This is a genomic window from Vibrio sp. V12_P9A6T4 (genome assembly GCF_963874835.1).
GTDB classification, from domain to species: Bacteria; Pseudomonadota; Gammaproteobacteria; order Enterobacterales; family Vibrionaceae; genus Vibrio; species Vibrio anguillarum.
Map to the genome: position 1 here is coordinate 1 of NZ_CAWNJO010000068.1, position 25,289 is coordinate 25,289.

25 protein-coding genes are annotated in these 25,289 nt (G+C 46.3%); 11 read left to right on the top strand and 14 right to left on the bottom strand.

From position 1 onward, the window contains the following. Positions 1-207: 207 nt before the first annotated feature. The 3 genes from AACQ42_RS11330 to AACQ42_RS11340 form a co-directional block, all read right to left on the bottom strand. Positions 208-765, bottom strand: a complete 558-nt coding sequence (locus AACQ42_RS11330; protein WP_026027420.1) for a VC2662 family protein — start codon at positions 763-765, stop codon at positions 208-210. Positions 766-956: 191 nt separating this feature from the next. Then, positions 957-2,591: a chaperonin GroEL gene (gene groL, locus AACQ42_RS11335; protein WP_013855861.1), complete on the bottom strand. Its 1,635-nt coding sequence runs from the start codon at positions 2,589-2,591 to the stop codon at positions 957-959. A 69-nt stretch (positions 2,592-2,660) separates the two neighbouring features. After that, a complete protein-coding gene (locus AACQ42_RS11340) occupies positions 2,661-2,951 on the bottom strand; it encodes a co-chaperone GroES (protein ID WP_010317634.1) in 291 nt (96 codons plus the stop codon). Between the two features lie 252 nt (positions 2,952-3,203). On the opposite strand from AACQ42_RS11340, the gene AACQ42_RS11345 reads away from it, so the two are divergent. Continuing rightward, positions 3,204-3,821, top strand: coding sequence for a helix-turn-helix transcriptional regulator (locus tag AACQ42_RS11345; RefSeq protein ID WP_017043200.1), 618 nt, complete (start codon positions 3,204-3,206; stop codon positions 3,819-3,821). 116 nt (positions 3,822-3,937) lie between these two features. Beyond that, on the top strand, positions 3,938-4,276 hold the full coding sequence (locus AACQ42_RS11350) for a DUF3135 domain-containing protein (RefSeq protein WP_013855858.1): 339 nt from the start codon (positions 3,938-3,940) through the stop codon (positions 4,274-4,276). 76 nt (positions 4,277-4,352) lie between these two features. Here the strand turns inward: AACQ42_RS11350 and AACQ42_RS11355 are convergent, their stop codons facing one another. Continuing rightward, positions 4,353-4,778, bottom strand: a complete 426-nt coding sequence (locus AACQ42_RS11355; RefSeq protein WP_026027889.1) for a DUF805 domain-containing protein — start codon at positions 4,776-4,778, stop codon at positions 4,353-4,355. A 17-nt stretch (positions 4,779-4,795) separates the two neighbouring features. Further along, positions 4,796-5,143, bottom strand: coding sequence for a 5-carboxymethyl-2-hydroxymuconate Delta-isomerase (locus AACQ42_RS11360; protein WP_013855856.1), 348 nt, complete (start codon positions 5,141-5,143; stop codon positions 4,796-4,798). A gap of 292 nt (positions 5,144-5,435) precedes the next feature. On the opposite strand from AACQ42_RS11360, the gene tpiA reads away from it, so the two are divergent. Both tpiA and AACQ42_RS11370 read left to right on the top strand, forming a co-directional pair. Beyond that, positions 5,436-6,209: a triose-phosphate isomerase gene (gene tpiA / locus AACQ42_RS11365; RefSeq protein WP_026027419.1), complete on the top strand. Its 774-nt coding sequence runs from the start codon at positions 5,436-5,438 to the stop codon at positions 6,207-6,209. A 147-nt stretch (positions 6,210-6,356) separates the two neighbouring features. Next, positions 6,357-7,694 carry an MATE family efflux transporter gene (locus AACQ42_RS11370; protein WP_088729194.1) on the top strand — a complete coding sequence of 446 codons (1,338 nt, stop codon included), beginning with the start codon at positions 6,357-6,359 and terminating at the stop codon, positions 7,692-7,694. Between the two features lie 105 nt (positions 7,695-7,799). Here the strand turns inward: AACQ42_RS11370 and rraA are convergent, their stop codons facing one another. From rraA to priA, 7 genes are all read right to left on the bottom strand, one after another. Continuing rightward, a complete protein-coding gene (gene rraA, locus AACQ42_RS11375; protein ID WP_026027418.1) occupies positions 7,800-8,321 on the bottom strand; it encodes a ribonuclease E activity regulator RraA in 522 nt (173 codons plus the stop codon). 76 nt (positions 8,322-8,397) lie between these two features. Then, complete coding sequence (locus AACQ42_RS11380) at positions 8,398-9,315, bottom strand: 1,4-dihydroxy-2-naphthoate polyprenyltransferase (RefSeq protein WP_094166316.1); 918 nt, start codon at positions 9,313-9,315, stop codon at positions 8,398-8,400. A gap of 122 nt (positions 9,316-9,437) precedes the next feature. After that, complete coding sequence (gene hslU / locus AACQ42_RS11385) at positions 9,438-10,769, bottom strand: HslU--HslV peptidase ATPase subunit (RefSeq protein ID WP_013855851.1); 1,332 nt, start codon at positions 10,767-10,769, stop codon at positions 9,438-9,440. Between the two features lie 35 nt (positions 10,770-10,804). Continuing rightward, entirely contained in the window at positions 10,805-11,371 is a 567-nt protein-coding gene (gene hslV, locus AACQ42_RS11390; protein WP_010317615.1) for an ATP-dependent protease subunit HslV, read from the bottom strand. A 120-nt stretch (positions 11,372-11,491) separates the two neighbouring features. Continuing rightward, complete coding sequence (locus AACQ42_RS11395; RefSeq protein WP_013855850.1) at positions 11,492-12,034, bottom strand: SPOR domain-containing protein; 543 nt, start codon at positions 12,032-12,034, stop codon at positions 11,492-11,494. Positions 12,035-12,136: 102 nt separating this feature from the next. Then, on the bottom strand, positions 12,137-13,144 hold the full coding sequence (gene cytR / locus AACQ42_RS11400) for a DNA-binding transcriptional regulator CytR (protein WP_017043195.1): 1,008 nt from the start codon (positions 13,142-13,144) through the stop codon (positions 12,137-12,139). Between the two features lie 305 nt (positions 13,145-13,449). Next, positions 13,450-15,651, bottom strand: a complete 2,202-nt coding sequence (gene priA / locus AACQ42_RS11405; RefSeq protein WP_094166317.1) for a primosomal protein N' — start codon at positions 15,649-15,651, stop codon at positions 13,450-13,452. A 268-nt stretch (positions 15,652-15,919) separates the two neighbouring features. On the opposite strand from priA, the gene rpmE reads away from it, so the two are divergent. Then, positions 15,920-16,135 carry a 50S ribosomal protein L31 gene (rpmE, locus tag AACQ42_RS11410; protein WP_010318344.1) on the top strand — a complete coding sequence of 72 codons (216 nt, stop codon included), beginning with the start codon at positions 15,920-15,922 and terminating at the stop codon, positions 16,133-16,135. A gap of 205 nt (positions 16,136-16,340) precedes the next feature. Then, a complete protein-coding gene (locus AACQ42_RS11415) occupies positions 16,341-17,618 on the top strand; it encodes a malic enzyme-like NAD(P)-binding protein (RefSeq protein ID WP_026027888.1) in 1,278 nt (425 codons plus the stop codon). 148 nt (positions 17,619-17,766) lie between these two features. Here AACQ42_RS11415 and metJ read toward each other — a convergent pair whose 3' ends face one another. Continuing rightward, positions 17,767-18,093, bottom strand: coding sequence for a met regulon transcriptional regulator MetJ (metJ, locus tag AACQ42_RS11420; RefSeq protein ID WP_010318342.1), 327 nt, complete (start codon positions 18,091-18,093; stop codon positions 17,767-17,769). A gap of 393 nt (positions 18,094-18,486) precedes the next feature. Between metJ and AACQ42_RS11425 the strand changes: the two genes are divergently transcribed. The 3 genes from AACQ42_RS11425 to metF all read left to right on the top strand — a co-directional run bounded on the left by AACQ42_RS11425 (position 18,487) and on the right by metF (position 23,200). Continuing rightward, positions 18,487-19,653 (top strand): O-succinylhomoserine (thiol)-lyase, encoded by a 1,167-nt coding sequence (locus AACQ42_RS11425; protein WP_017046779.1) that lies wholly within the window; start codon positions 18,487-18,489, stop codon positions 19,651-19,653. After that, positions 19,653-22,064, top strand: coding sequence for a bifunctional aspartate kinase/homoserine dehydrogenase II (locus tag AACQ42_RS11430; protein ID WP_094166318.1), 2,412 nt, complete (start codon positions 19,653-19,655; stop codon positions 22,062-22,064). The genes AACQ42_RS11425 and AACQ42_RS11430 overlap by 1 nt, the downstream gene beginning before the upstream one ends. 245 nt (positions 22,065-22,309) lie before the next feature. Beyond that, positions 22,310-23,200 (top strand): methylenetetrahydrofolate reductase, encoded by an 891-nt coding sequence (gene metF / locus AACQ42_RS11435; protein WP_017043191.1) that lies wholly within the window; start codon positions 22,310-22,312, stop codon positions 23,198-23,200. Positions 23,201-23,318: 118 nt separating this feature from the next. Here metF and zapB read toward each other — a convergent pair whose 3' ends face one another. After that, positions 23,319-23,561 carry a cell division protein ZapB gene (gene zapB / locus AACQ42_RS11440; RefSeq protein WP_013855843.1) on the bottom strand — a complete coding sequence of 81 codons (243 nt, stop codon included), beginning with the start codon at positions 23,559-23,561 and terminating at the stop codon, positions 23,319-23,321. Positions 23,562-23,878: 317 nt separating this feature from the next. Here zapB and glpX point away from each other — a divergent pair, with 317 nt between their 5' ends. Next, a complete protein-coding gene (glpX, locus tag AACQ42_RS11445) occupies positions 23,879-24,886 on the top strand; it encodes a class II fructose-bisphosphatase (RefSeq protein ID WP_013855841.1) in 1,008 nt (335 codons plus the stop codon). A gap of 222 nt (positions 24,887-25,108) precedes the next feature. Continuing rightward, the coding region (tnpA, locus tag AACQ42_RS11450; protein WP_141195638.1) for an IS200/IS605 family transposase at positions 25,109-25,289 on the top strand (181 nt) is incomplete at its 3' end.

A 25,289-nucleotide genomic window follows, 5' to 3' on the forward strand; every position in this document is an offset into this window, starting at 1 on the left:
GGCAAGAGGTCTGCGAGTGTTTCAACTTGATTGGGTTTATAACTGTTGATGATATCGAGGGCTTGAGAAACGTGCATAAAAAAATCCGATAAACAGGGTCTATCGGATTTTTACATAAAGGTAGGATCATTCAACTGATCTGCCGATTAAAGTCTTAACTGATCGGCATTACAGCTTGATGCTGCTCTTTCGATTTCAATTCATCGGCTATTTAGCAAAGTTGATGATAGGAAAACACTTAAAGAAACCATTATCCGCACAGTTAATTAGACCAACCTGAACACCTTCAATTTTTGTGGTTTTGTTGAACAAACCCACTTGCACTTTCGATGTATCAGAGAAGTTTGCTGCACCAACATCAACCATGGTATTACCTTCAGAGTAGTTCACTAGACTGACGTTAGCACCTTGTACATTGTTGGTCAGATTCACTACACCCACGTTAGCACCCACGGTTTGCCCTGTATTCCAGTTTAACAAACCGAGTGAAGCACCAGTCATCTCTTGATTGACTTTCGATGCCCCTAAAAGACCTAAATTTACACCCGTCGTAGAGTCAGTTTCAGATAATCCAACAACGGCGAGATCTAAGCCTTTAACCTCATTCACTTTACCGTAAAGAGCCGCAACACGAACACCTGATACCGCATTTTCATCCGGCGCATTGAAGTTATTGATGGAAGAAAACATAACTGGAGTGCCAGCCATCGCAACAGAAGAAGATAACGCAGCCACTACGGCTAGTGCTGAAAGTACTTTTTTCATAAAGATCTCCATTGACCAATGAAACCGTTAATATTGGGTTTGTTCACGCTATTTCACTCACATCATCACCAAATTGTGATCAGTGAAGAGACGAAGTCTAGAAGAGTCGGATCACTCAAACGTCAGGATTGAGCTAATTATGCGAAAAAAAAACCGGAGGCAAGCTCCGGTTTCTTATTGAGAGAGGATGATTACATCATCCCTCCCATACCGCCCATGCCGCCCATATCAGGCATTGCCGCTTCTTTCTTCGGTAGCTCAGTCACCATAGCTTCTGTGGTGATCATGAGGCCCGCGACTGAAGCTGCGAACTGTAGAGCACTACGAGTCACTTTGGTTGGATCCAAAATACCCATGTCGATCATATCGCCATATTCACCCGTCGCAGCGTTGTAACCATAGTTACCTTCACCAGCGCGAACATTGTTAGCCACAACAGAATCCTCTTCGCCCGCGTTTTTCACGATTTGACGAATTGGTGCTTCCATCGCACGTAGTGCAACACGAATACCTACGTTTTGCTCTTCGTTGTCACCTTCAAGGCCCGCAACTTTAGCAGCCGCACGGATCAGTGCAACACCACCACCCGCAACCACGCCTTCTTCAACGGCTGCGCGAGTTGCATGCAGTGCATCTTCTACGCGATCTTTCTTCTCTTTCATTTCAACTTCAGTGGTTGCACCGACTTTGATCACTGCAACGCCACCTGCCAGTTTGGCCACGCGCTCTTGTAGTTTTTCTTTGTCGTAATCTGAAGTTGCATCTTCAATTTGTTGACGAATTTGTGCAACGCGACCTTTAATGGCTTGCTCTTCACCTGCACCATCAATGATGGTGGTGTTTTCTTTAGTGATAGAGATGCGCTTCGCTTGGCCTAGATCTTCCAAGGTCACTTTTTCAAGCTCAAGACCGATCTCTTCAGAAATCACAGTACCGCCCGTTAGGGTAGCAATGTCTTGTAGCATCGCTTTACGGCGATCACCAAAACCAGGTGCTTTCACGGCAGCAACTTTTACAATGCCACGCATGTTGTTCACAACCAGCGTCGCCAATGCTTCACCTTCAACATCTTCCGCCACAATCAGTAGTGGACGAGAAGCTTTTGCTACCGCTTCAAGTGCAGGAAGCAGTTCGCGAATGTTAGAAATTTTCTTATCAACCAATAGGATGAATGGGCTATCTAGATCAACACTGCCCGCTTCTTGGTTATTAATGAAGTAAGGAGATAGGTAACCACGATCAAACTGCATACCTTCCACTACATCGAGTTCATCTTGCAGTGCTTGGCCTTCTTCAACAGTGATAACGCCATCTCGGCCCACTTTTTCCATCGCTTCAGCAATGATGTTACCCACGCTTGAATCCGAGTTCGCAGAAATAGTACCCACTTGCGCAATCGCTTTAGTGTCTGAACAAGGTACTGAAAGCTCTTTCAACGCTTCAACCGCCGCCACGACAGCTTTGTCGATGCCACGCTTAAGATCCATTGGGTTCATACCCGCTGCTACAGCTTTCAAGCCTTCAGTGATGATCGCTTGCGCTAATACCGTTGCGGTTGTCGTTCCGTCACCCGCTGCATCGTTAGCTTGAGAAGCAACTTCTTTCACCATTTGTGCACCCATGTTCTGGAATTTGTCTTCCAGTTCAATTTCACGCGCAACAGTGACACCATCTTTGGTGATAATAGGTGAACCAAACGATTTATCTATCACAACGTTACGGCCTTTAGGGCCAAGGGTGACTTTTACTGCATCGGCTAGAATATTAACGCCTTCTAGCATTTTAATACGTGCATCGTTACCAAATTTAACGTCTTTAGCAGCCATCTTTAATTTCCTTTTCTAAATTCTGTTTTAATCAATCGTTTTTGAATCAGAGCAAAAATTACTCAATGCTTACTCGACAATCGCCATGATGTCGTTTTCAGACATAATGAGCACTTCTTTACCGTCGATCTTTTCCGTTTTAGTACCGTAGCTTTCTGCAAAAATAACCGTATCACCTACTTTGACATCCAGCGGTTGTACCGAACCATTTTCAAGGATTCGGCCTTTGCCTACTGCTAAGATGACGCCGCGAGTCGATTTCTCTGCAGCGGAACCTGTTAGAACAATGCCACCAGCAGATTTAGATTCAACTTCTTGGCGTTCAACGATAACTCGGTCGTGTAATGGACGAATGTTCATCGGTCGTCTCTCCTGATTAGATTTTCCGTTAGGTTTATGAAAAGGCTGATTACTCAGCTCGTGAGTGATATGTGGGGGAGCAAGCAAGGGATCCCAAGGGGGGAAAGCGAAAATTTTGTGATCTATTTAACGAATTGATAGCGAATCTTGGTTCTGTGCTGACAAAAGTTACTAGCGGCTCATCCTGTATAGTCAATAATTTGCTTTATTAAGCTGCTTCTTCATAATAGATAAGGCAAACAGAGGAATGCGATGAAAACCATTGACCGAATACTTCAAACCATCAAACGCGATGGAGCGGTAACCGCTAAACGACTGGCCGACGACCTAGGAATTACCACCATGGGGGCTCGCCAGCACCTACAAAGTTTGGAAGATGATGGCATTGTGGCGTTTCATGATGTCAAAGTAAAAGTCGGACGCCCTACTCGACACTGGTCTTTGACACAACAAGGCCACGACCAATTTGCTGATCGGCATGGCGAGTTGATAATCCAAGTGATTGATGCTGTTGAGCACCTTTTTGGTAAAGAAGGACTAGCCAAAGTGGCGGCAGAGCGTGAAGCTCACACATTAGCACAGTATCAACAAGCATTAATTGATTGCCACAGTTTAGAAGAAAAACTAGCTAAGCTAGTGACGCTTCGTGAGCAAGAAGGCTATATGGCAGAGCTCATACCATCAACGAACGGTTACACTTTAATTGAGAACCATTGCCCCATCTGTAAAGCTGCGGCACGCTGCCCTAATCTGTGCCAATCTGAACTTAATATTTTCCAAACGTTGATCGGTGAGCAATATGTAGTTGAGCGGAGCGAACACATCATTATGGGTGAGCGTCGCTGCCGTTATCAAATCACACCACGCTAAGATCGTCTCATTAGTAAGAAATGGCGATTTCGTTCCAACTCCTACCTTATTGATCGGTTATGCTTTCATTGTGTTGATAAAATAATCAACAGAGAAATAGTGTAAAGGAGAAAGATATGGAGCCCCCTCAAAAACAGGCCTTACCTTCTTTTGATGAGTTGGTTGAACTTGCCAAACATAATCCAGATGCCTTTACGCAACTGAAAAAAGATATCTGTGAAGAGATGATCCTCTCCTCTTCCAACAACATGCAAGACAGGTTATGGGCTCAGCAAAGTCACATTGACTTGGTGGTGAGCCAATGCAAAAACCCTGTCCATGCTAATGTTATGCTGATGCGTGAGCTCGGCGAACAGATGATGAAATTTAGAAATGCCTTAGATGGCGAATCGGCGCGCACTCAACCGAGCGCGACCATCATTCCATTTGTGCCGCGCCACAGCGACTGGCGTTAACCTCGCTATTTGAAGCTTTTTAAAACAACAGGAGGCATTGGCCTCCTGTTGTTTCATCAATTTTTTTCTATCAAGTTTACTCTGGTTCAGGTCCGTAGCGGTTGCGGCTTTGCGTTCCCTTCATAAAACCACATTCGACTAAAATCCATGAGCCACAAACCAGTGCGACCAGCGATACCAATGACTCTGTCATACTGGCTTGAGTGGCAATCTCGGCACTAGCAAAAGGCATACTCATACGGCCGATCACCAAGGGGACATTAAGCAATAACCACCAAGCAGACTTATCTCTGTCATGCCAACGTTTTACCGTGATGGCCAAATCAGGCAGTAACACCACTAGCAAAAACAGCGGCAAGATCAGGTGCGTATAGGCAGGAAATATTTGGTTTGCAGCGAGTGCGAAGCCCATAATGGACGCGTAATAACAGAGATTCCACATCCAAAATACTTTGCGCCCGATGCGTCCTTGAAATGAAAATAGCAGTTCTTTAATTGACATCTTGTTACCTAAAATGGTTAATTTACAACCTTTTGGAAGCAATCTTTATCCATATCACGCACATTCACGGTCAGACTCCTGACTTGACTAGCTTGCTGTTGCAATACCGTCATTAATTGACGTGACAACTCTCTTTTTTGTTCAGGTGTCCGCCCTGACAGCAAATCAAAGCTGAGGTGAATAAAATCAACACTGTCGCCCTCTTCACCAATGCACCAATGGTGGCAGCGTAGCGCCCGTGATTTCACTGAGTCAGCGTCAAATAATCCGCAGCGAAGTGCGACTTGGTGAAGATCTTCCAATAACCCTTGAACATTCACACGCTCATCCACAGAGTTCGAGTATTCCATAACAAGGTTGGGCATACGAATTCCTTTTCTTCATTCATGATCAAATTTCAACACTGGTGAGCCTTATTGGTATCACTAGCTTTTCTTTTAACAGCCACTAATAGCAATTAATCTCGTAAAATCCGAGCCATTATCGGCTATTCTGTCTATCTGATCACTGATAAGGGGTGTCACGCATTGCTTAAGATCCCATAAAGTCATGACTCGAATCATGATCTGACCGATTTTATCTGTTATATTCTTTCGCAATCACGTTTATTTTTGACATTCATTCATTTTAACTTTGATAGATAATGGAGATATTCCTATGCGTCATCCTGTAGTTATGGGTAACTGGAAACTAAACGGCAGCAAAGAGATGGTTGTTGAGCTGCTAAATGGTCTGAATGCAGAGCTTGAAGGCGTAACGGGTGTTGACGTAGCCGTTGCTCCACCAGCACTTTTTATTGACCTAGCAGAGCGCACTCTGACCGATGCGGGTAGCGCGATCATTCTGGGTGCCCAAAACAGCGACGTACACAACAGTGGCGCATTCACTGGCGATATGTCTCCAGCAATGCTGAAAGAATTCGGTGCAACACACATCATCATTGGTCACTCTGAGCGTCGTGAATACCACAACGAATCCGATGAATTTGTGGCGCAAAAATTTGCATTCCTAAAAGAAAATGGCCTAACACCAGTACTTTGTATCGGTGAATCTGAAGCACAAAACGAAGCTGGCGAAACAGTAGCCGTATGTGCACGTCAACTTGACGCTGTGATCAACACTCAAGGTGTTGAAGCGCTAGAAGGTGCGATCATCGCTTACGAACCAATCTGGGCGATCGGCACAGGTAAAGCAGCAACAGCAGATGATGCTCAACGTATTCACGCTGCCATTCGCGCGCACATTGCTGCAAAATCAGAAGCAGTCGCGAAGAATGTCGTTATCCAATACGGCGGTTCTGTAAAACCTGAAAATGCAGCAGCTTACTTCGCACAACCAGACATTGATGGTGCTCTAGTTGGCGGCGCAGCACTTGATGCGAAAAGCTTTGCAGCTATCGCAAAAGCAGCAGCTGAAGCGAAAAAAGCGTAATTATTCACACTAATTATCGTTAAGAAGGTCAGCATTTGCTGGCCTTTTTTGTTTCTTCACTCGCGTCACACTTCCCATCCCAGCAGCTATAGTCGCGATCGCCAGAATCAAGTATCCTAACGTTTTGCTTAACCTACGTTGCCAGTAATGCACGATAAACACGGCCTATTAACCGCCCCAATTCCAAATGTGCTCAGTCAAATGACGATCCCAATGATTTTTGGTTTGATCGCGATTTTGATGTTTAACTTGGTCGACACCTTTTTTATCTCACTGCTGGGCACCGAATCTCTTGCCGCCATCAGTTTTACCTTTCCCGTCACCTTTGCGGTTAACTGCATCACCATGGGAATTGGTATTGGACTTTCGACGAGTATTGGCCGCTTACTCGGTCAAGGTGACGCTAAAAATGCAGCGCGTTTTTCCAGTCACGGCGTGTTACTGGCTGTGGTGCTGGTGACATTTGCTTCAATTCTGGGTTTACTGACCATTAAGCCACTCTTCCTACTGCTTGGTGCCACTGACGATTTAATCCCTTTGATTGAGCAATACATGCAGGTTTGGTATTTGACCATTCCTTTGCTCGTTATTCCCATGGCTGGTAACAGCGCAATTCGAGCCACGGGTGACACCAAAACACCGGCTAAAATTATGATGCTCGCAGGTTGTATTAACGGTCTGCTCGATCCGCTGCTGATTTTTGGTTATGGCCCTTTCCCTGAATTAGGAATCCAAGGTGCTGCTATTGCCAGTGCATTCAGTTGGTTAGGCGCACTGTGCGGATCGCTATATGTCTTAATCAAAAGAGAAAAATTATTGGCATGGCCGTATTTCCCTACTTTATGGCATGATTGGCAGCAGATCTTAAAAGTGGGCACACCAGCGGCACTCTCCAATGCAATGAATCCACTCTCTGGCGCGCTATTAATGATGATGCTGGCCAGTCATGGCACGGCTGCAGTAGCCGCTTACGGCGCCGCGCAGCGTATTGAGTCGATACTCATTTTGGTCTTGATGTCACTAACCTCAGCACTGACTCCCTTTATGGCACAAAACATCGGCGCAAAAAATATTGAGCGTAGCTTTGCTGGCCTGTTCCTAAGCATGCGTTTTTCTATCGTATTTCAATTGATGATTTTTGCGATGATGGTACCGCTGAGCATCCCTTTGTCAGCCCTATTTTCTCAAGAGCCCTCGGTGCGCGATCTATTGTGGCACTATTTGCTGGTGGTGCCACTGAGCTATGGCTTTCAAGGCATTGTGATGATGCTTGTCTCTGGATTGAATGCATTGCATCAACCTATGCGCGCCTTTCAGTGGAGCGTGATGCGGCTATTTGTGTTCACTCTTCCTGCCGCGTGGTTAGGTTCGTATCTCTATGATGTCGAAGGGCTATTTATCGGGATTGCCGCAGGCAATACCTTAGGTGGGCTGCTGGGTTATTACTACGCCCTGCGTCTAAAACGAACTTACCTGTTTCGCTAATGCTACCATTTATCTGGTTGAGCACGTCGTGGTGAACTAAATATAAAAAAGCCAGCATTCACGCTGGCTTTATCACTTAGAAGCATCGCCCTTCAGCGCGAGAAACTACTCTTCAATCTCATCGAGGTCATCATCTAAGTCCATATCCACATTTAAAGGCTCAGGAGATAAAATAATACCCGTATTATCAGCGTACAAATAATCTTCAGGTAGGAAAGTGACGCCACCAAAATTGACAGGCACATCCACTTCACCGATACCTTGATTGGATGCTCCAACAGGAATAGAGGCGAGCGCTTGAATGCCGATGCTCATCTCTTCGAGTTCATCCACTTCACGGACACAACCGTAAACAACGATGCCTTCCCACTCATTTTCTTCAGCAAGAGCGGCCAATTCTGCATCAATCAGCGCACGGCGCAGTGAACCACCACCATCAATTAACAGCACCCGTCCTAGCCCATCTTGCTCTAATACTTCACGGATTAAGCCATTATCTTCAAAACATTTAATCGTCGTAAGCTGGCCAGCAAAGGATGCGCTTCCACCAAAGTTACTAAACATTGGCTCCACCACATCGACTTGGTCGAGATAAATATCACATAACGCAGAGGTGTTGTATTCCATAATGGTTCTTCTCTTGCCGAAAATTATCTTCACCGAGTATATAGGGTCATTAAGTCATTGCAATGACAAGCGACAATTAACTCGTCAGAGTTTGAGCTATAACAATTCCAACAAACAACAAGTTGGTGATCAGTGAACATTTGACGATAGCGGGCATCATAGGTGCTATCTGCGCAGGTTGATCACTCATCCACACCGCTTTACTGTGTTTTACCACTACCACAATGCTCAACAAAAAGGGCAAACTGATCCACGTTGGGCTGCTTTGCATCACCAAATACCAAGCAAAAGCGATCACCGCACCCGCCAATAGCATAAAGTGATATTGCTTGGCGCGCGTTTGCCCAAGACGTACGGCAACGGTTTTTTTACCGCAAACTGCATCATTTTCAATATCACGCATATTGTTGACATTGAGCACAGCGACTGCCAATAAGCCACAGCCTAACGCGGGTAAAAACAGGCTCGGTTCCACATGGCCGGTATGCAAGAAATAGGTTCCAGACACCCCAAGTAAACCAAAGAAAATGAATACGGATAAATCACCTAAGCCGACATAACCGTAGGGTTTGTTACCGACCGTGTAAGCAATCGCAGCCACAATAGCGAGCACGCCCAGTCCGACAAAAGCCAGAATACTTTGCACGCTATCCAGTGCATAAAAAATCAACACCAAACCCGAGATAACCGTCAATGTGATGTTAATCAGCATCGCTTGCTTCATATCATCGAGCGTCACCGCACCGGATTGAATCGCTCTGATTGGCCCTAAGCGAGCCTCATTATCCGTACCCTTGACCGCATCACCATAATCATTTGCAAGGTTGGATAAGATTTGTAATAAAGTTGCGGTAAGCAGAGCAAGCAGCGCTACTGGCAACGAAAAATGGCCCGATGAGAAAGCTAACGCGCTGCCCGTTAAAATAGAAACTAGCGCGAGAGGGAGCGTTTTAGGCCTGGCCGCATCAAGCCAGATATGGAGCGAATTCTTCATGCAAGGTCACTGCCGTTCAAAAAAGGGGTCAGTATATACTGTTCTGCTGGCGAGTATAACACGGCAATAAAAAGCCCGTCACTTTGGACGGGCTACAAACAGTGTACTGGCCATTCGATCCGCTAAAGAATAAAGCGGCTCAAATCTTCATTCTCGACTAACTCACCTAGGCGCTGCTTGACGTAGGCGGCATCGATAATCATTGAGGAGCCAGGCTTTTCTGTTGCATCAAATGAGATTTCATCCATCAAACGCTCCATCACGGTATGCAGGCGACGTGCGCCGATATTTTCCGTGGTTTCATTCACTTTCCACGCGGCTTCCGCAATTTGAGTGATGCCATCTTCAGTGAATTCAATGTGCACCTCTTCCGTCTTCATCAGCGCAATATACTGCTCGGTCAGAGAGGCTTTCGGCTCAGTCAAAATACGTTTAAAGTCATGGCTCGATAATGCTTCAAGTTCGACGCGAATCGGCAAGCGGCCTTGCAACTCGGGGATTAAATCAGAGGGCTTCGCCACTTGGAATGCACCCGACGTAATAAAGAGGATATGATCAGTTTTAACCATGCCGTGCTTAGTCGAGACGGTACTGCCCTCAATCAAAGGTAGCAAATCACGTTGTACCCCTTCACGCGACACATCTGGACCTGAGCTTTCGCCGCGTTTACAGATTTTGTCAATCTCATCGATGAAGACAATGCCGTTATTTTCAACATTAAAAATAGCTTGATCTTTCAGCTCTTCCTGATTGACCAATTTTGCCGCTTCTTCCTCAGTCAAAGCTTTGAAGGCCTCTTTGATTTTGAGTTTGCGTTTTTTCTTGGTATCCCCTGCAAGGTTCTGAAACAAACCTTGCAGCTGATTGGTCATCTCTTCCATGCCTGGAGGTGCCATAATTTCAACCCCCATTTGAGGGACAGCGACATTGATTTCAATCTCTTTGTCGTCGAGCTTTCCTTCACGCAACTTTTTACGGAAGATTTGGCGAGTGTTCGAGCTCTCTTCGCCCTTTTCATTCTCTCCCCAAGCATCACGAGCTGGCGGCAATAAAGCATCTAAAATACGCTCTTCTGCTTGCTCTTGCGCGCGAAATTGCACTTTTTCCATCGCTTGCTGGTGAGTCATTTTTACCGCGACATCGGTTAAATCGCGAATAATGGTTTCCACTTCTTTACCAACATAACCCACTTCGGTAAATTTGGTCGCTTCCACTTTAATAAATGGTGCGTTGGCAAGCTTGGCGAGACGACGAGCAATTTCCGTTTTTCCCACCCCAGTTGGACCAATCATCAAAATGTTTTTCGGCGTTACTTCGGCGCGCAAGCTCTCTTCGAGCTGCATGCGACGCCAGCGGTTACGCAGCGCAATCGCCACCGAACGTTTGGCTTTATCTTGACCAATAATATGGCGATTTAATTCGTGAACAATTTCACGTGGAGTCATTTCAGACATCAGATTTTCCTTAATTCTTTACCCTAACACTGTCTTTATTTTTCGGTGGTCACTGTTTGTTGCAGTAGCAATTCCGCCGGTATTTCTAGTTCTTCGATAGTGTGGAAATGGTTGGTAAACACGCAAATGTCGCCCGCAATTTTCAGTGCTTTTTCAGCGATTTCACGTGCATCTAAATCGGTATTTTCTAATAATGCGGTCGCCGCAGCTTGGGCAAAATTACCACCCGAACCGATAGCAATCAGGTCGTTTTCTGGTTGAACGACGTCACCATTGCCCGTAATAATGAGCGATGCAGTTTCATCAGCCACCGCTAAAATCGCTTCTAGCTTACGCAGTGCTCGGTCACTACGCCAATCTTTTGCCAGCTCAACCGCGGCCTTAGTCAGATGACCTTGATGCATTTGCAGCTTACTTTCAAAGCGCTCAAACAAGGTAAACGCATCGGCTGTGCCACCTGCAAACCCTGCCAAGACTTGATTATTGTACAGACGGCGAACCTTGCGCGCGTTGCCTTTCATTACGGTATTACCGAGCGATACTTGTCCGTCACCGGCGATGACAACTTTATTATTACGACGTACAGAGACGATGGTAGTCACGACAGGACCTCTTATTTGTTTTCACGATGGAGTTAGCAAATATATGAGGATGGTTGGGGAAGATTTCAAGTCACAAAAAACACTCACCGCGAATCGATTGGATGCGGTGAGTGATCGCTCTTATTGTGGTTCAGTCCAAATGGCGCACGGCTCAATTTTAGCGCGTTGTAATTTATGCTCGTCACGCTGCGCATCACGCTTATATTTGTATGGCCCTAATACCACGCGATACCAACTGCTGCCTTCCGTTTTTCGGATTTCACTTTTTAAACCCTGAAACGCGATATCAAGTTTACGGCTTTCAGCCTGTGCCGAGGTTTTGTACGCCCCACACTGCATGATATAAGGGATTTCAGACACTTTTTGTTCTTTGGCTACCACTTCTACTTCACGTTTCGGCAAGCTATCCACGTAATCCCATTTTTCCTCTGGGGGCGGTGGGATCACTTTCTCTGGCTTAGGTTTTGCGACTGGTTTTGTAGGAACCACAACCGCTTGAGGCGGCTCAGGATCACGGCTGAGTAAGAACAGCCCATAACCAAAACCGGAAACGAGCAACAGTGCCAATAAGCCACTACGCCAAGGTTTACGACGTGGAGCTGTTTTTTTCGGGGTAGGCTTTTTCGGACTACGACCGCGCCTTACATAATCTTTATTAGCCACAGAGAATTCAAAAGTTGATGGTTTGTGCCAATGTTAATGCAGTTTCCAACGACTTAATAGTGTTGAAAGAGTTGCAGCGCATCAAAAATGCGCTGCATGTGGTTAGCTCAAGCGAGGAGGCGCTGCGCTTTCTCGAATCACTAACTTGGTTTCTAATAGTCGAGAACCTGCGCCGACCTCTTGACCGCGAAGAAGATCGAGCATCATGAGCATCGCTTGACGCCCTATCTCATAGCGCGGCTGTGAGATGGTCGTTAACGGTGGATCGCAGTAGAGCGCAAATTGAATATCATCAAATCCCACCACTGAAATATCTTGTGGAACGCGCAAACCCAATTTTTTGGCTTCCTTAATGACACCGATCGCCATACTGTCATTATGACTAAAAATGGCTGTGGGTGGCTCAGATAACGCCAATAATTGGCGCAGTGCTTTAGCCCCAGCTTCAAAAGTAAAATCACCATAAGTGCAATAATTAGGGTTCATGGTAATTCCTGCGCGGCGTAAAGCTTGTTGATAACCTTGATGGCGGAACTTACACAGCGTGGCCTCTGCTGGCCCCGATATTTGCGCGATGCGTTTGTGCCCGAGCTGCGTCAAATAGTTCACCGCTTCAAACGCTGAAGTAAGGTTATCAATATGTACCGTCGGCAACTCAAGTTCTGGCGCAAATTCACATGCCATGACCATAGGTGGCAGGTTTTTTTGCTCCGGCTTACTAACATCAAACGGCAAATCAGTTCCCAGCAACAACATGCCATCGGCCTGCTTAGTAAATACGAGGTTAACTAACGAACTTTCTCGCTTTTTCTGCTGACCACTATCACCCAACAGTACTAAATAACCATGTTCCATCGCCGCATCTTCGATACCACGAATGATCTCTGTGAAGTAAGGGTCACAAATATCAGGCACGATAGCGACAATGGTTTTAGATTCATTACGGCGTAAGTTGCGAGCGAGAGAATTTGGTGAGTAACCAGCTTCCAAAACAGCATCTTCGACACGCTTTCGCGTTGAAGATGATACTTTTTCAGGGTTCATCAACGCCCTAGATACTGTGGCGGTTGATACACCTGCAAGCTGGGCAACATCCTTCATTGTCGCCATAGAAATTAACCTCTTTAAAAGTTGTTACTGGGCTGAAATCACCCGTTGTTATGTTTATAAAATCCGGTTGTAAAATCTGGTTATCCATTTTGAACGCTGAGCTGTTATTCACAGCGGATATATGAGTGATAGTCTATTCATTTCCACCCAGAAAGTTACGGTCAGATTAACAAATTTTACATAATAAGCGTGAAGCCACTCACATTAGAGAGGATTAAATAGGCTGACAAAAATAACAATAACCATTTTAGCACTCGATTGCTTCAATATGTTACATCTCATTTCATCGAAAACGCTACGGAGGTTTAACTGAGATCTTGCGGTTCAATATCTAACGACCAGCGAATTTTCTTGGCTAATGGTAACAGTCCAATCGCAGGCTTAGCACTCATCAATAGTTTTTGCATTTTGGAGCGATGCTGAGTTTGCAGTAATAACTGCCAGCGATATTTGCCCGCTCTTTTCGCCAATGGGGCTGGGGTTGGCCCTAATACTAAGCACGAATCATCAAATAACGGATGCGCTTCTAACGTATGCCTAATTTGGCGTAAAAACTCTTCCACCATCGAAGCTTGATTGGATTCCGCTTTAAACAGTGTGAGATAGGTGTAAGGTGGCAACATCGCTATTTTCCGCTCTTCTAACGCGGTTTCTGCAAAATGACGATAATCCTTTTGCAACAATGCTTGCAGCAAACTGTGTTCCGGGTGATGCGTTTGTAAAATCACTTCGCCGGGTTTACTAGCGCGCCCTGCTCGACCTGCCACTTGAGTAAATAGCTGCGCCAAGCGTTCGGCGGCGCGAAAATCACTGCTGTATAGCGAACCATCCACATCCAATAACGCTACTAAAGTCACATCGGGAAAATGGTGCCCTTTAGCGAGCATCTGCGTGCCAATTAAAATCTGATACTCACCTTGGCGAATCGATGATAACGCACTTTCTAAACTGCCTTTACGACGCGTACTATCGCGATCAATACGCACCGTTTTATATTCGGGGAAAAGCTGCGCCAGTTGCGCTTCAAGTTGCTCGGTACCTACCCCAACCGTAACCAACTGAGTGGAACCACAACCTTGACACTGATGAACCACCGGACGTTGCGAGCCACAATGGTGACAACGCATGTCACTGCTATATTGGTGAAAGGTATAGTACGCATCGCAACGTTTACACTCGGCAATCCAACCGCATTCATGGCACATCAGCGCGGGCGAGAAGCCGCGGCGATTGAGAAACAGCATCACTTGGTTACCTGCGCTGAGGTGTTTTCTCATCTCAGCAATCAGCGGCGCTGATAAACCACTCTCTAAAAACAGGCCTTTCACATCCAACACCTTGTTTTTAGTGGGAACCGCTACGCCCGCACGCTGAGTTAAGCTTAAGTGATGATATTTGCCGCTCAATGCATTATGCAACGTTTCTAATGCTGGAGTGGCAGAACCAAGCACAATCGGGATCTGCTCAAGGTTTGCACGCATTACCGCAACATCTCTTGCATGGTAGCGTAGGCTATCTTGCTGTTTATACGAAGCGTCGTGCTCTTCATCAACAATGATGATACCTAGGTCTGCAAAAGGCGTTAGCAGCGCTGAGCGAGTACCAATGATAATGCCCGCAATATTATCACGCGCCGCTAACCACGCGTTGAGGCGCTCGGTTTCATTGAGCCCCGAGTGGACCACGGCAACTGGCACATTAAATCGCTTACGAAAGCGGTTAATGGTTTGTGGTGTTAGACCAATCTCAGGCACCAGTACCAATGCCTGACGTCCTTTTTCTAAAACGGGCTTGATTAAGTTTAGATAAACTTCGGTTTTCCCTGAACCGGTGACTCCTTCAAGTAAATAGCATGCGAAATGGCGATGGCTATTAATTGAAGCAATCGCGATCGCTTGTTCTTGGTTGAGCTTGGGCTTTTCCACATCCGCTTCAACATTTTGCGGCCAAGCCGTCAGTGTCGGCCGTTTTTCCAGTGATTCTATCCAGCCTTTCTCTTGTAAGGTTTTGAGTACGCTGCTACCTACCTCTTCATCAATAAACAGTTGATGGGGCACAGCGCCAGACTCAAGCATCGTCATCACTTTGGCTTGCTTTACCGCTCGCCCGAATCCTTGCATGAGTTGATCGCGCCCACTGGGCGTCAGTTGCCACTCCACTAAGGTCGAAAAATCGGCCGCTTTCCCTTTGCGTAATGCGCCAGGCAATGCATTAAATAACGTGTCGCCTAATGGGTATTGATAAAATTGGCTACACCATAACAGCAATTGATAGAGTTTCTCTGGCCAGACTGGCTGGCTATCGAGCACCACTTTTAGCGGCTTTAATTGATCGACTGAAAACTCAGACTCACTGACTATAGCGGTGACGATACCCACCAGAGTTTGCCGACCAAATGGCACCGACACTCGTCCACCAACAATCGGAAACAGATGACTTGGGATCTGATAATCAAACTGCTTATCCAATGGGACAGGTAAGGCAACGCGTGCAATGGTGGGGCGCATAATCGACCGTTCGTTCTACAAAAAATGTGAAAAGACAGTCTACTGGATGCGTCACCGAAATTCGAGCTTCGTCATTGGACAAAAATGTGGCGAAAATAGCGGCGAAATGGCTTGATCCACTGAAGAGGATTCATTAATATATCGCGCCTTGATGATATGGCTTCTTGCTTGATGTTAAGCAGTCAGCGGTATCAACATTTTTTTATTAACTACGTGTGGTGTCCGGCATAGATTCGGATAGCGACGCGGCCCAATTTGAGGTTATCCCATGAAAGCTGGTATCCATCCAGAGTACAAAGCAGTTAGCGCGACTTGTTCTTGCGGCAACTCTTTCGAGTTCAGCTCAACGCTAGGCAAAGATTCTATCCACCTAGACGTGTGTGACAAATGTCACCCATTCTACACTGGTAAGCAACGTATCGTTGATACTGGCGGCCGTGTAGATCGCTTCAACAAGCGTTTCGGTGCTCTTTCTAGCAAATAGTCTCTTTTTTGCTAGAAAATTAAAAAAGGATGCTTCGGCATCCTTTTTTGTTGGCATTTTTTGTATAGTTGTCAGTACGCACTGGTCTTATCTGCGACATTTTCTCCATTTTTTGATGAAGCACGTCAGGTTCCCGCCTAGGAAGTTTGAGCGACATCCATTAGAATTATGGACCTTTTCCAATCCAACACGAGCACTTATACCTATGTCTGATGACACTCACCAAGAATTAACGGCAGAAGAACAATTTCGCCAACGCGCACTCGATTACCATGCTTACCCAACCGCGGGTAAAATTGCCATTTCACTAACTAAGCCTGCCGACTCGGCTGAAGACCTTGCTTTAGCTTACAGCCCGGGCGTCGCTGAACCGGTTCGTGAAATCGCACAGAACATCGACAACGTTTATAAATACACTGCGAAAGGCAACACCGTCGCTGTGATCTCAAACGGCACGGCTATTCTTGGTTTAGGTAACTTAGGTCCGATGGCTTCCAAGCCCGTCATGGAAGGAAAAGCGCTACTGTTCAAACGCTTTGCTGGGCTTGATTCAATTGATATTGAAGTAAAACACCGCACAATCGATGAATTTGTCGATACGGTTGCCAACATCGCCGACACCTTTGGCGGCATCAACTTAGAAGATATCAAAGCACCAGATTGCTTTGAGATTGAACGCCGTTTGATCGAGCGCTGTAATGTGCCTGTTTTCCATGACGATCAACACGGCACTGCGATTGTTACCGCAGCTGGCATGCTCAATGCGATTGAACTACAAGGCAAGAAACTCAACGAATGCACTATCGTCTGTCTTGGCGCTGGCGCAGCAGCTACCGCTTGCATGGAACTACTGATTAAGTGCGGCGCAATGCGTGAAAAAATCTACATGCTTGATCGCAAAGGTGTGATTCATACTCGTCGCGATGACATCAATGAATATAAGCAGTTGTTTGCTAATAACACCGACAAACGCACACTGGAAGATGTGATTGAAGGCGCTGACTTATTCCTAGGTGTGTCAGGTCCCAACCTGCTGCCTGCCGAAGCGCTAAAATTAATGGCCGATAAACCGATCGTATTTGCTTGCTCAAACCCGGATCCGGAAATTAAACCGGAACTCGCACGCGCGGTACGTGACGATTTAATTCTCGGCACAGGCCGTAGCGATTATCCAAACCAAGTCAACAATGTGTTGTGCTTCCCATTTATTTTCCGTGGCGCTTTGGATGTCCGTGCTAGTGAAATTAATGACCAAATGAAGCTAGCCGCAGTTGAGGCGATACGTGAACTGGCTAAAGAAGAAGTGCCGGCTGAAGTGTTGAAAGCTGCAGGCGTAAAAGCGTTAAGTTTCGGCCCTGAATACATCATTCCAAAACCGATGGACCCACGCCTACTGCCTCGTGTTGCTAAAGCGGTTGCTCAAGCAGCGGTTGACTCTGGCGTCGCTCGAATCGAGATGCCTGTCAATTACATGCAAGAATAATCACAAGCTTGAGCGGCTAAATGCCTCGCTCGAAAAAAAACCGCTGACTTTCAGCGGTTTTTTTATATTCTGAGACACAGAGCCAAAGTCACAATGGCAACTTACCCAGTATCCTCTCTATTTTATCTCGTTGTACCGCAATTACGCGCTACACTTCTTCATCATCATACGCTTCAAATTCAATACCCATGGCGGTCATTAATGCTTTTGCTTCCGTCGGAATATCGTCTGGACGATCTTTTCTCAAATCTTCGTCGGTCGGTAAAGGTTGACCGGTATAAGCATGCAAGAAGGCTTCACACAGCAGCTCACTGTTCGTTGCGTGGCGTAAGTTATTGATTTGACGGCGAGTGCGCTCATCAGTTAATACTTTCAACACTTTCAATGGGATTGAAACGGTGATTTTTTTGACTTGCTCACTCTTCTTCCCATGTTCAGCATATGGGCTAATGTATTCCCCATTCCAGTCTGCCATTGCGCACCTTCGTTATCGTAATTGGTCGTTAAAAATTTGAAAGTTGGATTTTAGCGGGATTTACCGCCACAAGCAAAGACATATAGACGTCTAGATATATTGACGTCTTCTTTTGAGTTCAGTAAAGTGTGCCATTATCGACAAAGAGATACCCGAAATACTTGAAATTTCAGCAGAGCGGCAAGTCAAGGCAGCCAGACTATGTGATTGAAGTAGGTGAACCTAGCCAACATCGCAGCAACTTCAAGTTAGAAAGGGGATAGCAATCTCACGCACTATCGGATATAGCTAATACTCGAGACAATGGACGTTGCCCTTTCGTTGTCCCCAGATAAAGCAGGAACCCCTCAATAAAAGTCAGTTTATTGAGTTTAATTAAGTAAGGAAACCGTCATGACCACTCGCAAGCCAGCCACCATCGCCGTTAGAACCGGTATTGAATCCGACTCTCAATATCATGCTGTTGTGCCTCCAATTTATCTTTCGACAAATTATAGCTTTCCTGCGTTTGGTGAAGTGCCTAAATACGATTACACACGCTCTGGCAACCCAAATCGAGGTCTGCTCGAAAAAGCGTTGTTTGAACTCGAATCGGGTCAAGGCGCAGTGGTGACTAACTGTGGCACTTCGGCGCTGAATCTATGGGTTTCCGCCTTTTTAAGTCCTGACGATCTGATTGTGGCCCCGCATGACTGTTACGGTGGCACATATCGACTGTTTAATACACGCGCCAAAAAAGGCGATTTTAAGACACTCTTTATTGATCAATCCGATCCAAACGCTTTGCAGGCCGCTTTGGCGAAAAAACCCAAATTGGTACTCATTGAAACCCCATCCAACCCATTGGTTCGCGTGGTAGATATTGCTGATATTTGCCAACAAGCACACGCCGTCGGTGCATTAGTGGCGGTTGACAACACCTTCTTAACGCCAGTTTTCCAAAAACCATTAGAGTTGGGCGCAGATTTTGTCATCCACTCCACCACCAAATTCATCAACGGCCACTCCGATGTGATTGGCGGAGTTGTTATCACCAAAACAGAGCAGCACGCTGAAGAGCTAGCATGGTGGGGCAACTGCCTTGGCTCAACGGGAACCCCTTTTGATAGCTATATGACGCTGCGTGGCATTCGTACCTTAGGCGCAAGAATGCGCGTCCATGAGGAAAGCTCACGTGCCATTTTGGACTATCTGCAAAGCGAAGCCTTAGTAAAGGTCATTTATCACCCGAGTTTGCCAGAGCATCCTGGCCATGAGATTGCGAAAAAGCAGCAATCTGGCTTTGGCTCTATGCTCAGTTTTGAGTTTGCGGGCAGCTTTGAACAGCTCAAATATTTTGTCTCTCAGTTAACATTATTCTCACTGGCAGAATCATTAGGAGGTGTGGAGAGCTTAATCTGCCACCCCGCTTCGATGACTCACCGAGCGATGGGCGAAGAAGCGTTGGCCGAAGCCGGTGTTTCACAGCAGCTATTACGCCTATCGGTCGGCTTAGAAGATGCCCAAGATTTGATTGACGATCTCGTGCAAGCCTTTGCTAAAGCGAAGGAGGCCTATTAATGACTGCCCTACGTCAATTGCACAAGTTTGGCGGTAGCAGCCTTGCCGATCCTGAATGCTACAAACGGGTCGTTAATATCTTAAAAGAGTATTCTCAAGCTGATGATTTGGTGGTAGTTTCTGCCGCAGGAAAAACCACCAATCGTTTAATCGAATTTCTCGACGCTCTCAATAAAGATGGCCGAGTGGCTCATGAGAACTTGCAATCGGTCCGTCAGTACCAAATCGATTTAATCAACGCGCTGCTCGATGAAGATGCAGCGCAACCGCTCATCACTTTACTCACCAACGAAATTCGCACCTTGGGTCAGCTTTGCGCGCCCCTATCGCCAGCTCAACAAGCGGCGGTACTTGGCCATGGTGAAGTGTGGTCATCACGCTTATTGGCGGCGTTACTCAATCAACATAACCTTGCGGCTGTGGCACAAGACGCCCGCGAATTTCTTCGCGCGCAAGCAGGCACACAACCGGAAGTGGATCGCGCTCGCTCCTACCCTTTGCTGAAAGAAATTTTGGCACAACACGCGCATCACCGAGTGATCATCACAGGCTTTATGGCTCGCAGTGAACAAGGTGATACTGTGCTACTTGGGCGCAATGGTTCCGATTACTCCGCCACTATGATCGGCGCACTTGCGGAAGTAAACCGAGTAACGATTTGGAGTGATGTGGCCGGTGTTTATAGCGCCGACCCGCGCATTGTTAGTGATGCCTGTTTACTGCCGCTACTGCGTTTGGACGAAACCAACGAGTTAGCGCGCCTTGCCGCCCCAGTATTGCACAGCCGAACTTTGCAGCCCGTGGCGCAAAGCACCATGGATTTGCACTTGCGCTGCAGTTATCAACCCGAAGCAGGATCGACTCGTATTGAGCGTGTATTGGCATCGGGACGCGGTGCCAAAATCATTACTTCACTTGATGATGTGCTGTTGATTGAGCTTAATTTTGCTCACGGGCATGACTTCCAGCGCCTACAAAACGATGTGCTACGCAGCTTGCGTCGTGCTCAACTCGAACCGCTAGCTTTCGATACTCAAGCCGATCAACACCAACTGCGCCTTGCCTATACTGCTGAGATTTCAGGTGGAGCCCTAGCTCATCTGCAAGATGCTGCTTTTGAAGCGGAGATTAAACTCAAAGAAGGCTTTTCGTTAGTGGGTGCCGTGGGTGCGGGAGTGACGAAAAACCCCAATCACTGCTATGGCTTTTATCAACAGCTACGTTCATCACCGATCGAGTTTATCTGTGAAGCCGAATCTGGGCTGAGTTTAGTCGCGGTACTGCGTAAAACGCCGATCACCCCCTTAGTGGTGGGTATGCATAACCAACTATTTCAGGCGCAAAAACGGGTCGCACTGGCACTGTGTGGCAAAGGCAACATTGGTTCGAGTTGGTTAAAACTTTTTGCTGAACAAAAATCAGAGTTAGAAAAACGCCATGGCATGAACTTCGAGTTGGTCGCGGTGGTCGATAGCCAAACCTATTGGTTTGATGAGCAAGGGATTGATGCAGCATCGGTTTTAAAGCATTTTGACGATGAAGCGATTGCCAGTGAAGGAATGGCTTGGCTACAACGATTAAGCAATATTCAAGGATATGACGAAGCGGTTGTGCTCGATGTAACCGCAAGCAAAGAACTGGCTGATCACTATCTCAGCATTGCTGAAAATGGGATGCACCTCATCTCAGCGAATAAAGTCGCGGGCTCTTCCTCTAGCGTCGATTACCACCAAATAAAAGAAGCGTTCGCGAAAATTAGCCGCCATTGGCTCTACAACGCGACGGTTGGCGCAGGTTTACCCATTAACCACACGGTACGTGATTTGCGTGAAAGCGGCGATGAAATCGTCGCCCTCTCTGGTATTTTCTCTGGTACTTTATCTTGGTTATTTCAGCAATTCGACGGCTCAATACCGTTTAGCGAACTGGTCGATTTAGCATGGCAACAAGGACTTACCGAGCCTGATCCGCGTAGCGATCTGGATGGTTCAGACGTAATGCGCAAACTGGTGATCCTAGCCCGTGAAGCAGGGTTACAGATCGAACCGGAAAATGTCAGAGTTGAATCACTGGTTCCTGATGAGCTCAAGCACCTCTCATTGGATGACTTTTTAGACAAAGGCCAACTACTGAGTGAAAAATTAGCAGAGAGACTAACCAAAGCACAACGTGAAGATAAAGTGCTACGCTATGTCGCAAGGCTTGAGAAAAATGGCAAAGCAACGGTGGGGGTTGAAGCTTTAGAGCGTGAACACGCTTTGGCTAACCTTTTACCTTGTGACAACATTTTTGCTATCGAGAGTAAATGGTATCGCGATAACCCGTTAGTGATTCGTGGCCCGGGCGCAGGTAGAGAAGTAACAGCAGGAGCTATCCAATCGGACCTCAACTTGCTGTCAAGCTTGCTGTAACACTCCAGCTTATTCCAGATTAAGGGGCCACTAGGCTCCTTAATTTAACTGCGAAAGGATGATATTAGGTCATGCATACCGAGGTTGAGCATGACTTGAAGGTCACTCACAATCAACATGAATAATATTCATAATTACAGTGTTGACATTAAATGCTATTCAATACATTCTGTGGACATATAGACGTCTAAACGTCAACTTAAGGAATAGTAGATTGGCGGAAGAACGCCACAGGGAGAAATAAAATGGGATACACGCACGCCGGTCATATTGATGCACTCAACCAGAACGTGGCTGAGCTATCAGATAATATCAATGTCTCATTTGAGTTTTTTCCACCCAGCTCAGCGCAAATGGAAGAGACATTGTGGAATTCCGTTCACCGTTTAAAAACCCTACAACCTAAATTTGTTTCTGTGACTTACGGAGCAAACTCTGGCGAGCGCGACCGCACTCATTCGATCATTAAAGAGATTAAAGATCAAACTGGCCTTATTGCAGCACCGCACCTCACTTGCATTGATGCCTCTCGCGATGAGTTGATTCAGATTGCCGATGACTACTGGCACAACGGCATCCAGAACATAGTTGCGCTGCGTGGCGATATTCCCGCTGGTGGCGGCAAACCAGAAATGTATGCTTCCGACTTAGTGACTCTACTCAAATCTCGCCATGATTTTGATATTTCTGTCGCGGCATTTCCAGAAGTCCACCCTGAAGCGAAAAGCGCGCAATCCGATCTGGTCAATCTAAAGCGCAAAATTGATGCAGGTGCAAACCGCGCTATTACTCAATTCTTTTTTGATGTTGAAAGCTACTTACGATTTCGCGACCGCTGCGTAGCCGCTGGTATTGATGCTGAAATTGTACCGGGCATTCTACCGGTATCAAACTTTAAACAAGCCTCTCGCTTTGCCGCGCAAAACAACGTTAAAGTCCCCGGATGGATGGCGAAACAATTTAATGGATTAGATGATGACCCAACCACACGCCAGCTCGTGGGTGCAAGCCAAGCCATTGACATGGTACGCATTTTAAGCCGTGAAGGCGTCAAAGACTTCCATTTCTATACGCTCAATCGCGCTGAAATGACCTACGCATTGTGCCATACGTTGGGCGTAAGACCGAAAGCATAAACTTTCTCTACACTCATAACGCTATTATTGGTAAATGTTGCTCGTGATAAAACGCGATGATTGATTAAAAGTAACGCCGACTTGATGTCGGCGTTGTGGTATCACTTAAGCGAGCAGATTATTCCACGTCGTCCATTTTACCAAGTAAGCTACGAATACGATCTTGCCATGCACTCTGCTCTTGCTCCATTTGTTGCGCTTTTTGCTCAAGCTCTTCACGCGCTACTTTTAGCTCATTCGCTTCATTCACGAGCTGCTGTTTCTCTTCTTTAAGCTCTTCCACTTCCATTTGTAGAAGTGCGATGGTGTCAACTGCGGTTTGAATTTTTGCTTCTAGTAGTTCTAATACTTCAAAAGACATGGTGCATACCCTTAGTTATTCGGTTGAGGTGAACAAAATTTCACTTATTGGTTCATTCTACTCAGCACAGCGCTCAGAAACACTCACTATATGCAAATTTTCTCGCTATTTGGCTAAAAAATCGGCTCAACTTAACCGTCAACTCACTTAAGCGCCAAGCCTAGGCCGAAAAACACTTTATCTGGCCATGGATTTGCTCAATTTGAGGCTTAGCTTTGATCAAGTGCAACCCTTGTGAACTAAAAAAGCAAACGTTTACTATTTGATATGCTAAAATTCCCGCCGAAATTTCCTATTCCCTTTTCTTTGGAGCTAGCATGAAACGCGATTTAGCAATGGCATTCTCTCGAGTCACTGAAGGTGCCGCACTGGCAGGTTACAAATGGCTTGGCCGAGGCGATAAAAATGCGGCCGATGGCGCAGCGGTAGAAGTCATGCGCAACCTACTCAATAAAACCGACATCCAAGGTGAAATTGTAATCGGTGAAGGCGAAATTGACGATGCTCCAATGCTCTACATTGGCGAGCTTGTTGGCCTTGGTGGCGATGCGGTTGATATCGCAGTGGATCCTATTGAAGGTACGCGCATGACGGCAATGGGCCAGTCAAACGCATTGGCTGTTTTGGCGGCTGGCGAAAAAGGCAGCTTCCTTAAAGCACCTGATATGTACATGGAAAAATTGGTGGTTGGCCCCGGCGCTAAAGGGTGCATTGACCTCAATAAGCCTTTAAAAGAGAATTTAGAAAATATCGCCGCCGCGCTGAATAAACCATTAGACACTCTAGTGGTGATCACCTTAGCGAAACCTCGCCATGATGCCACCATAGCGCAGATGCAAGAGATGGGTGTTCGCGTGTTTGCTGTGCCAGATGGCGATGTCGCCGCCTCGATCCTAACTTGCATGCCTGATAGTGAAGTCGACGTGATGTACTGCATAGGCGGTGCACCTGAAGGAGTGGTTTCAGCCGCGGTCATCCGAGCTCTAGATGGTGATATGCATGGCCGTCTACTACCACGTCATGAAGTCAAAGGCGATACGGAAGAAAACCGTATTTATGGTGCAAAAGAGTTAGCACGCTGCGCGGAAATGGGTGTCGAAGCTGGCGTAGTGCTGAAAATGGAAGAGATGGCCCGCAGTGATAACGTCATTTTCTCAGCTACTGGTATCACCAAAGGGGATCTGCTGGAAGGTATTACCCGCAAAGGCAACATCGCCACCACAGAAACGCTATTAATTCGTGGCCGCTGTCGTACCATTCGCCGTATTAAATCAATTCACTACTTAGAGCGCAAAGACCCAGAAGTGCGCGCGATCATTTTGTAATCCGCTAGTGCTTTGCTGTTTTATTTTAACGACAAAGCATAGAGAGACAAAAAAGACCGCAATGCGGTAATGCCGTTCACTTAAGAGTGAACGGCATTTTTGTTGTCATCCCTAAACCACCGCCTTGGGCGGTGGTGATTCAACCTTGGGGCTATTGCCCGAAGGAGTGCCCATGCTAGAAGTAAACCTCTTATTCACCACAAGTAAGAGGAAACTAAAAACATGGGCGATTATAGAAGTTCATCACATGTATATTGGCGTTGCAAATACCACATAGTTTGGACACCGAAATACAGATTTAAGATCTTGAAAGGGAATGTAGGTAAAGAGCTTTATCGCTCAATCTATATTTTGTGCAATATGAAAGATTGTGAAGTCTTGGAATTAAATGTTCAGCCGGATC

Bases quoted from the DNA above. Each gene is read 5' to 3' on its own strand.
- AACQ42_RS11330 (WP_026027420.1), bottom strand. From the start codon at position 765: ATGAAAAAAGTACTTTCAGCACTAGCCGTAGTGGCTGCGTTATCTTCT.
- groL (WP_013855861.1), bottom strand. From the start codon at position 2,591: ATGGCTGCTAAAGACGTTAAATTTGGTAACGATGCACGTATTAAAATG.
- AACQ42_RS11340 (WP_010317634.1), bottom strand. From the start codon at position 2,951: ATGAACATTCGTCCATTACACGACCGAGTTATCGTTGAACGCCAAGAA.
- AACQ42_RS11345 (WP_017043200.1), top strand. From the start codon at position 3,204: ATGAAAACCATTGACCGAATACTTCAAACCATCAAACGCGATGGAGCG.
- AACQ42_RS11350 (WP_013855858.1), top strand. From the start codon at position 3,938: ATGGAGCCCCCTCAAAAACAGGCCTTACCTTCTTTTGATGAGTTGGTT.
- AACQ42_RS11355 (WP_026027889.1), bottom strand. From the start codon at position 4,778: ATGTCAATTAAAGAACTGCTATTTTCATTTCAAGGACGCATCGGGCGC.
- AACQ42_RS11360 (WP_013855856.1), bottom strand. From the start codon at position 5,143: ATGCCCAACCTTGTTATGGAATACTCGAACTCTGTGGATGAGCGTGTG.
- tpiA (WP_026027419.1), top strand. From the start codon at position 5,436: ATGCGTCATCCTGTAGTTATGGGTAACTGGAAACTAAACGGCAGCAAA.
- AACQ42_RS11370 (WP_088729194.1), top strand. From the start codon at position 6,357: ATGCACGATAAACACGGCCTATTAACCGCCCCAATTCCAAATGTGCTC.
- rraA (WP_026027418.1), bottom strand. From the start codon at position 8,321: ATGGAATACAACACCTCTGCGTTATGTGATATTTATCTCGACCAAGTC.
- AACQ42_RS11380 (WP_094166316.1), bottom strand. From the start codon at position 9,315: ATGAAGAATTCGCTCCATATCTGGCTTGATGCGGCCAGGCCTAAAACG.
- hslU (WP_013855851.1), bottom strand. From the start codon at position 10,769: ATGTCTGAAATGACTCCACGTGAAATTGTTCACGAATTAAATCGCCAT.
- cytR (WP_017043195.1), bottom strand. From the start codon at position 13,144: ATGGCGACAATGAAGGATGTTGCCCAGCTTGCAGGTGTATCAACCGCC.
- priA (WP_094166317.1), bottom strand. From the start codon at position 15,651: ATGCGCCCCACCATTGCACGCGTTGCCTTACCTGTCCCATTGGATAAG.
- rpmE (WP_010318344.1), top strand. From the start codon at position 15,920: ATGAAAGCTGGTATCCATCCAGAGTACAAAGCAGTTAGCGCGACTTGT.
- AACQ42_RS11415 (WP_026027888.1), top strand. From the start codon at position 16,341: ATGTCTGATGACACTCACCAAGAATTAACGGCAGAAGAACAATTTCGC.
- metJ (WP_010318342.1), bottom strand. From the start codon at position 18,093: ATGGCAGACTGGAATGGGGAATACATTAGCCCATATGCTGAACATGGG.
- AACQ42_RS11425 (WP_017046779.1), top strand. From the start codon at position 18,487: ATGACCACTCGCAAGCCAGCCACCATCGCCGTTAGAACCGGTATTGAA.
- AACQ42_RS11430 (WP_094166318.1), top strand. From the start codon at position 19,653: ATGACTGCCCTACGTCAATTGCACAAGTTTGGCGGTAGCAGCCTTGCC.
- metF (WP_017043191.1), top strand. From the start codon at position 22,310: ATGGGATACACGCACGCCGGTCATATTGATGCACTCAACCAGAACGTG.
- zapB (WP_013855843.1), bottom strand. From the start codon at position 23,561: ATGTCTTTTGAAGTATTAGAACTACTAGAAGCAAAAATTCAAACCGCA.
- glpX (WP_013855841.1), top strand. From the start codon at position 23,879: ATGAAACGCGATTTAGCAATGGCATTCTCTCGAGTCACTGAAGGTGCC.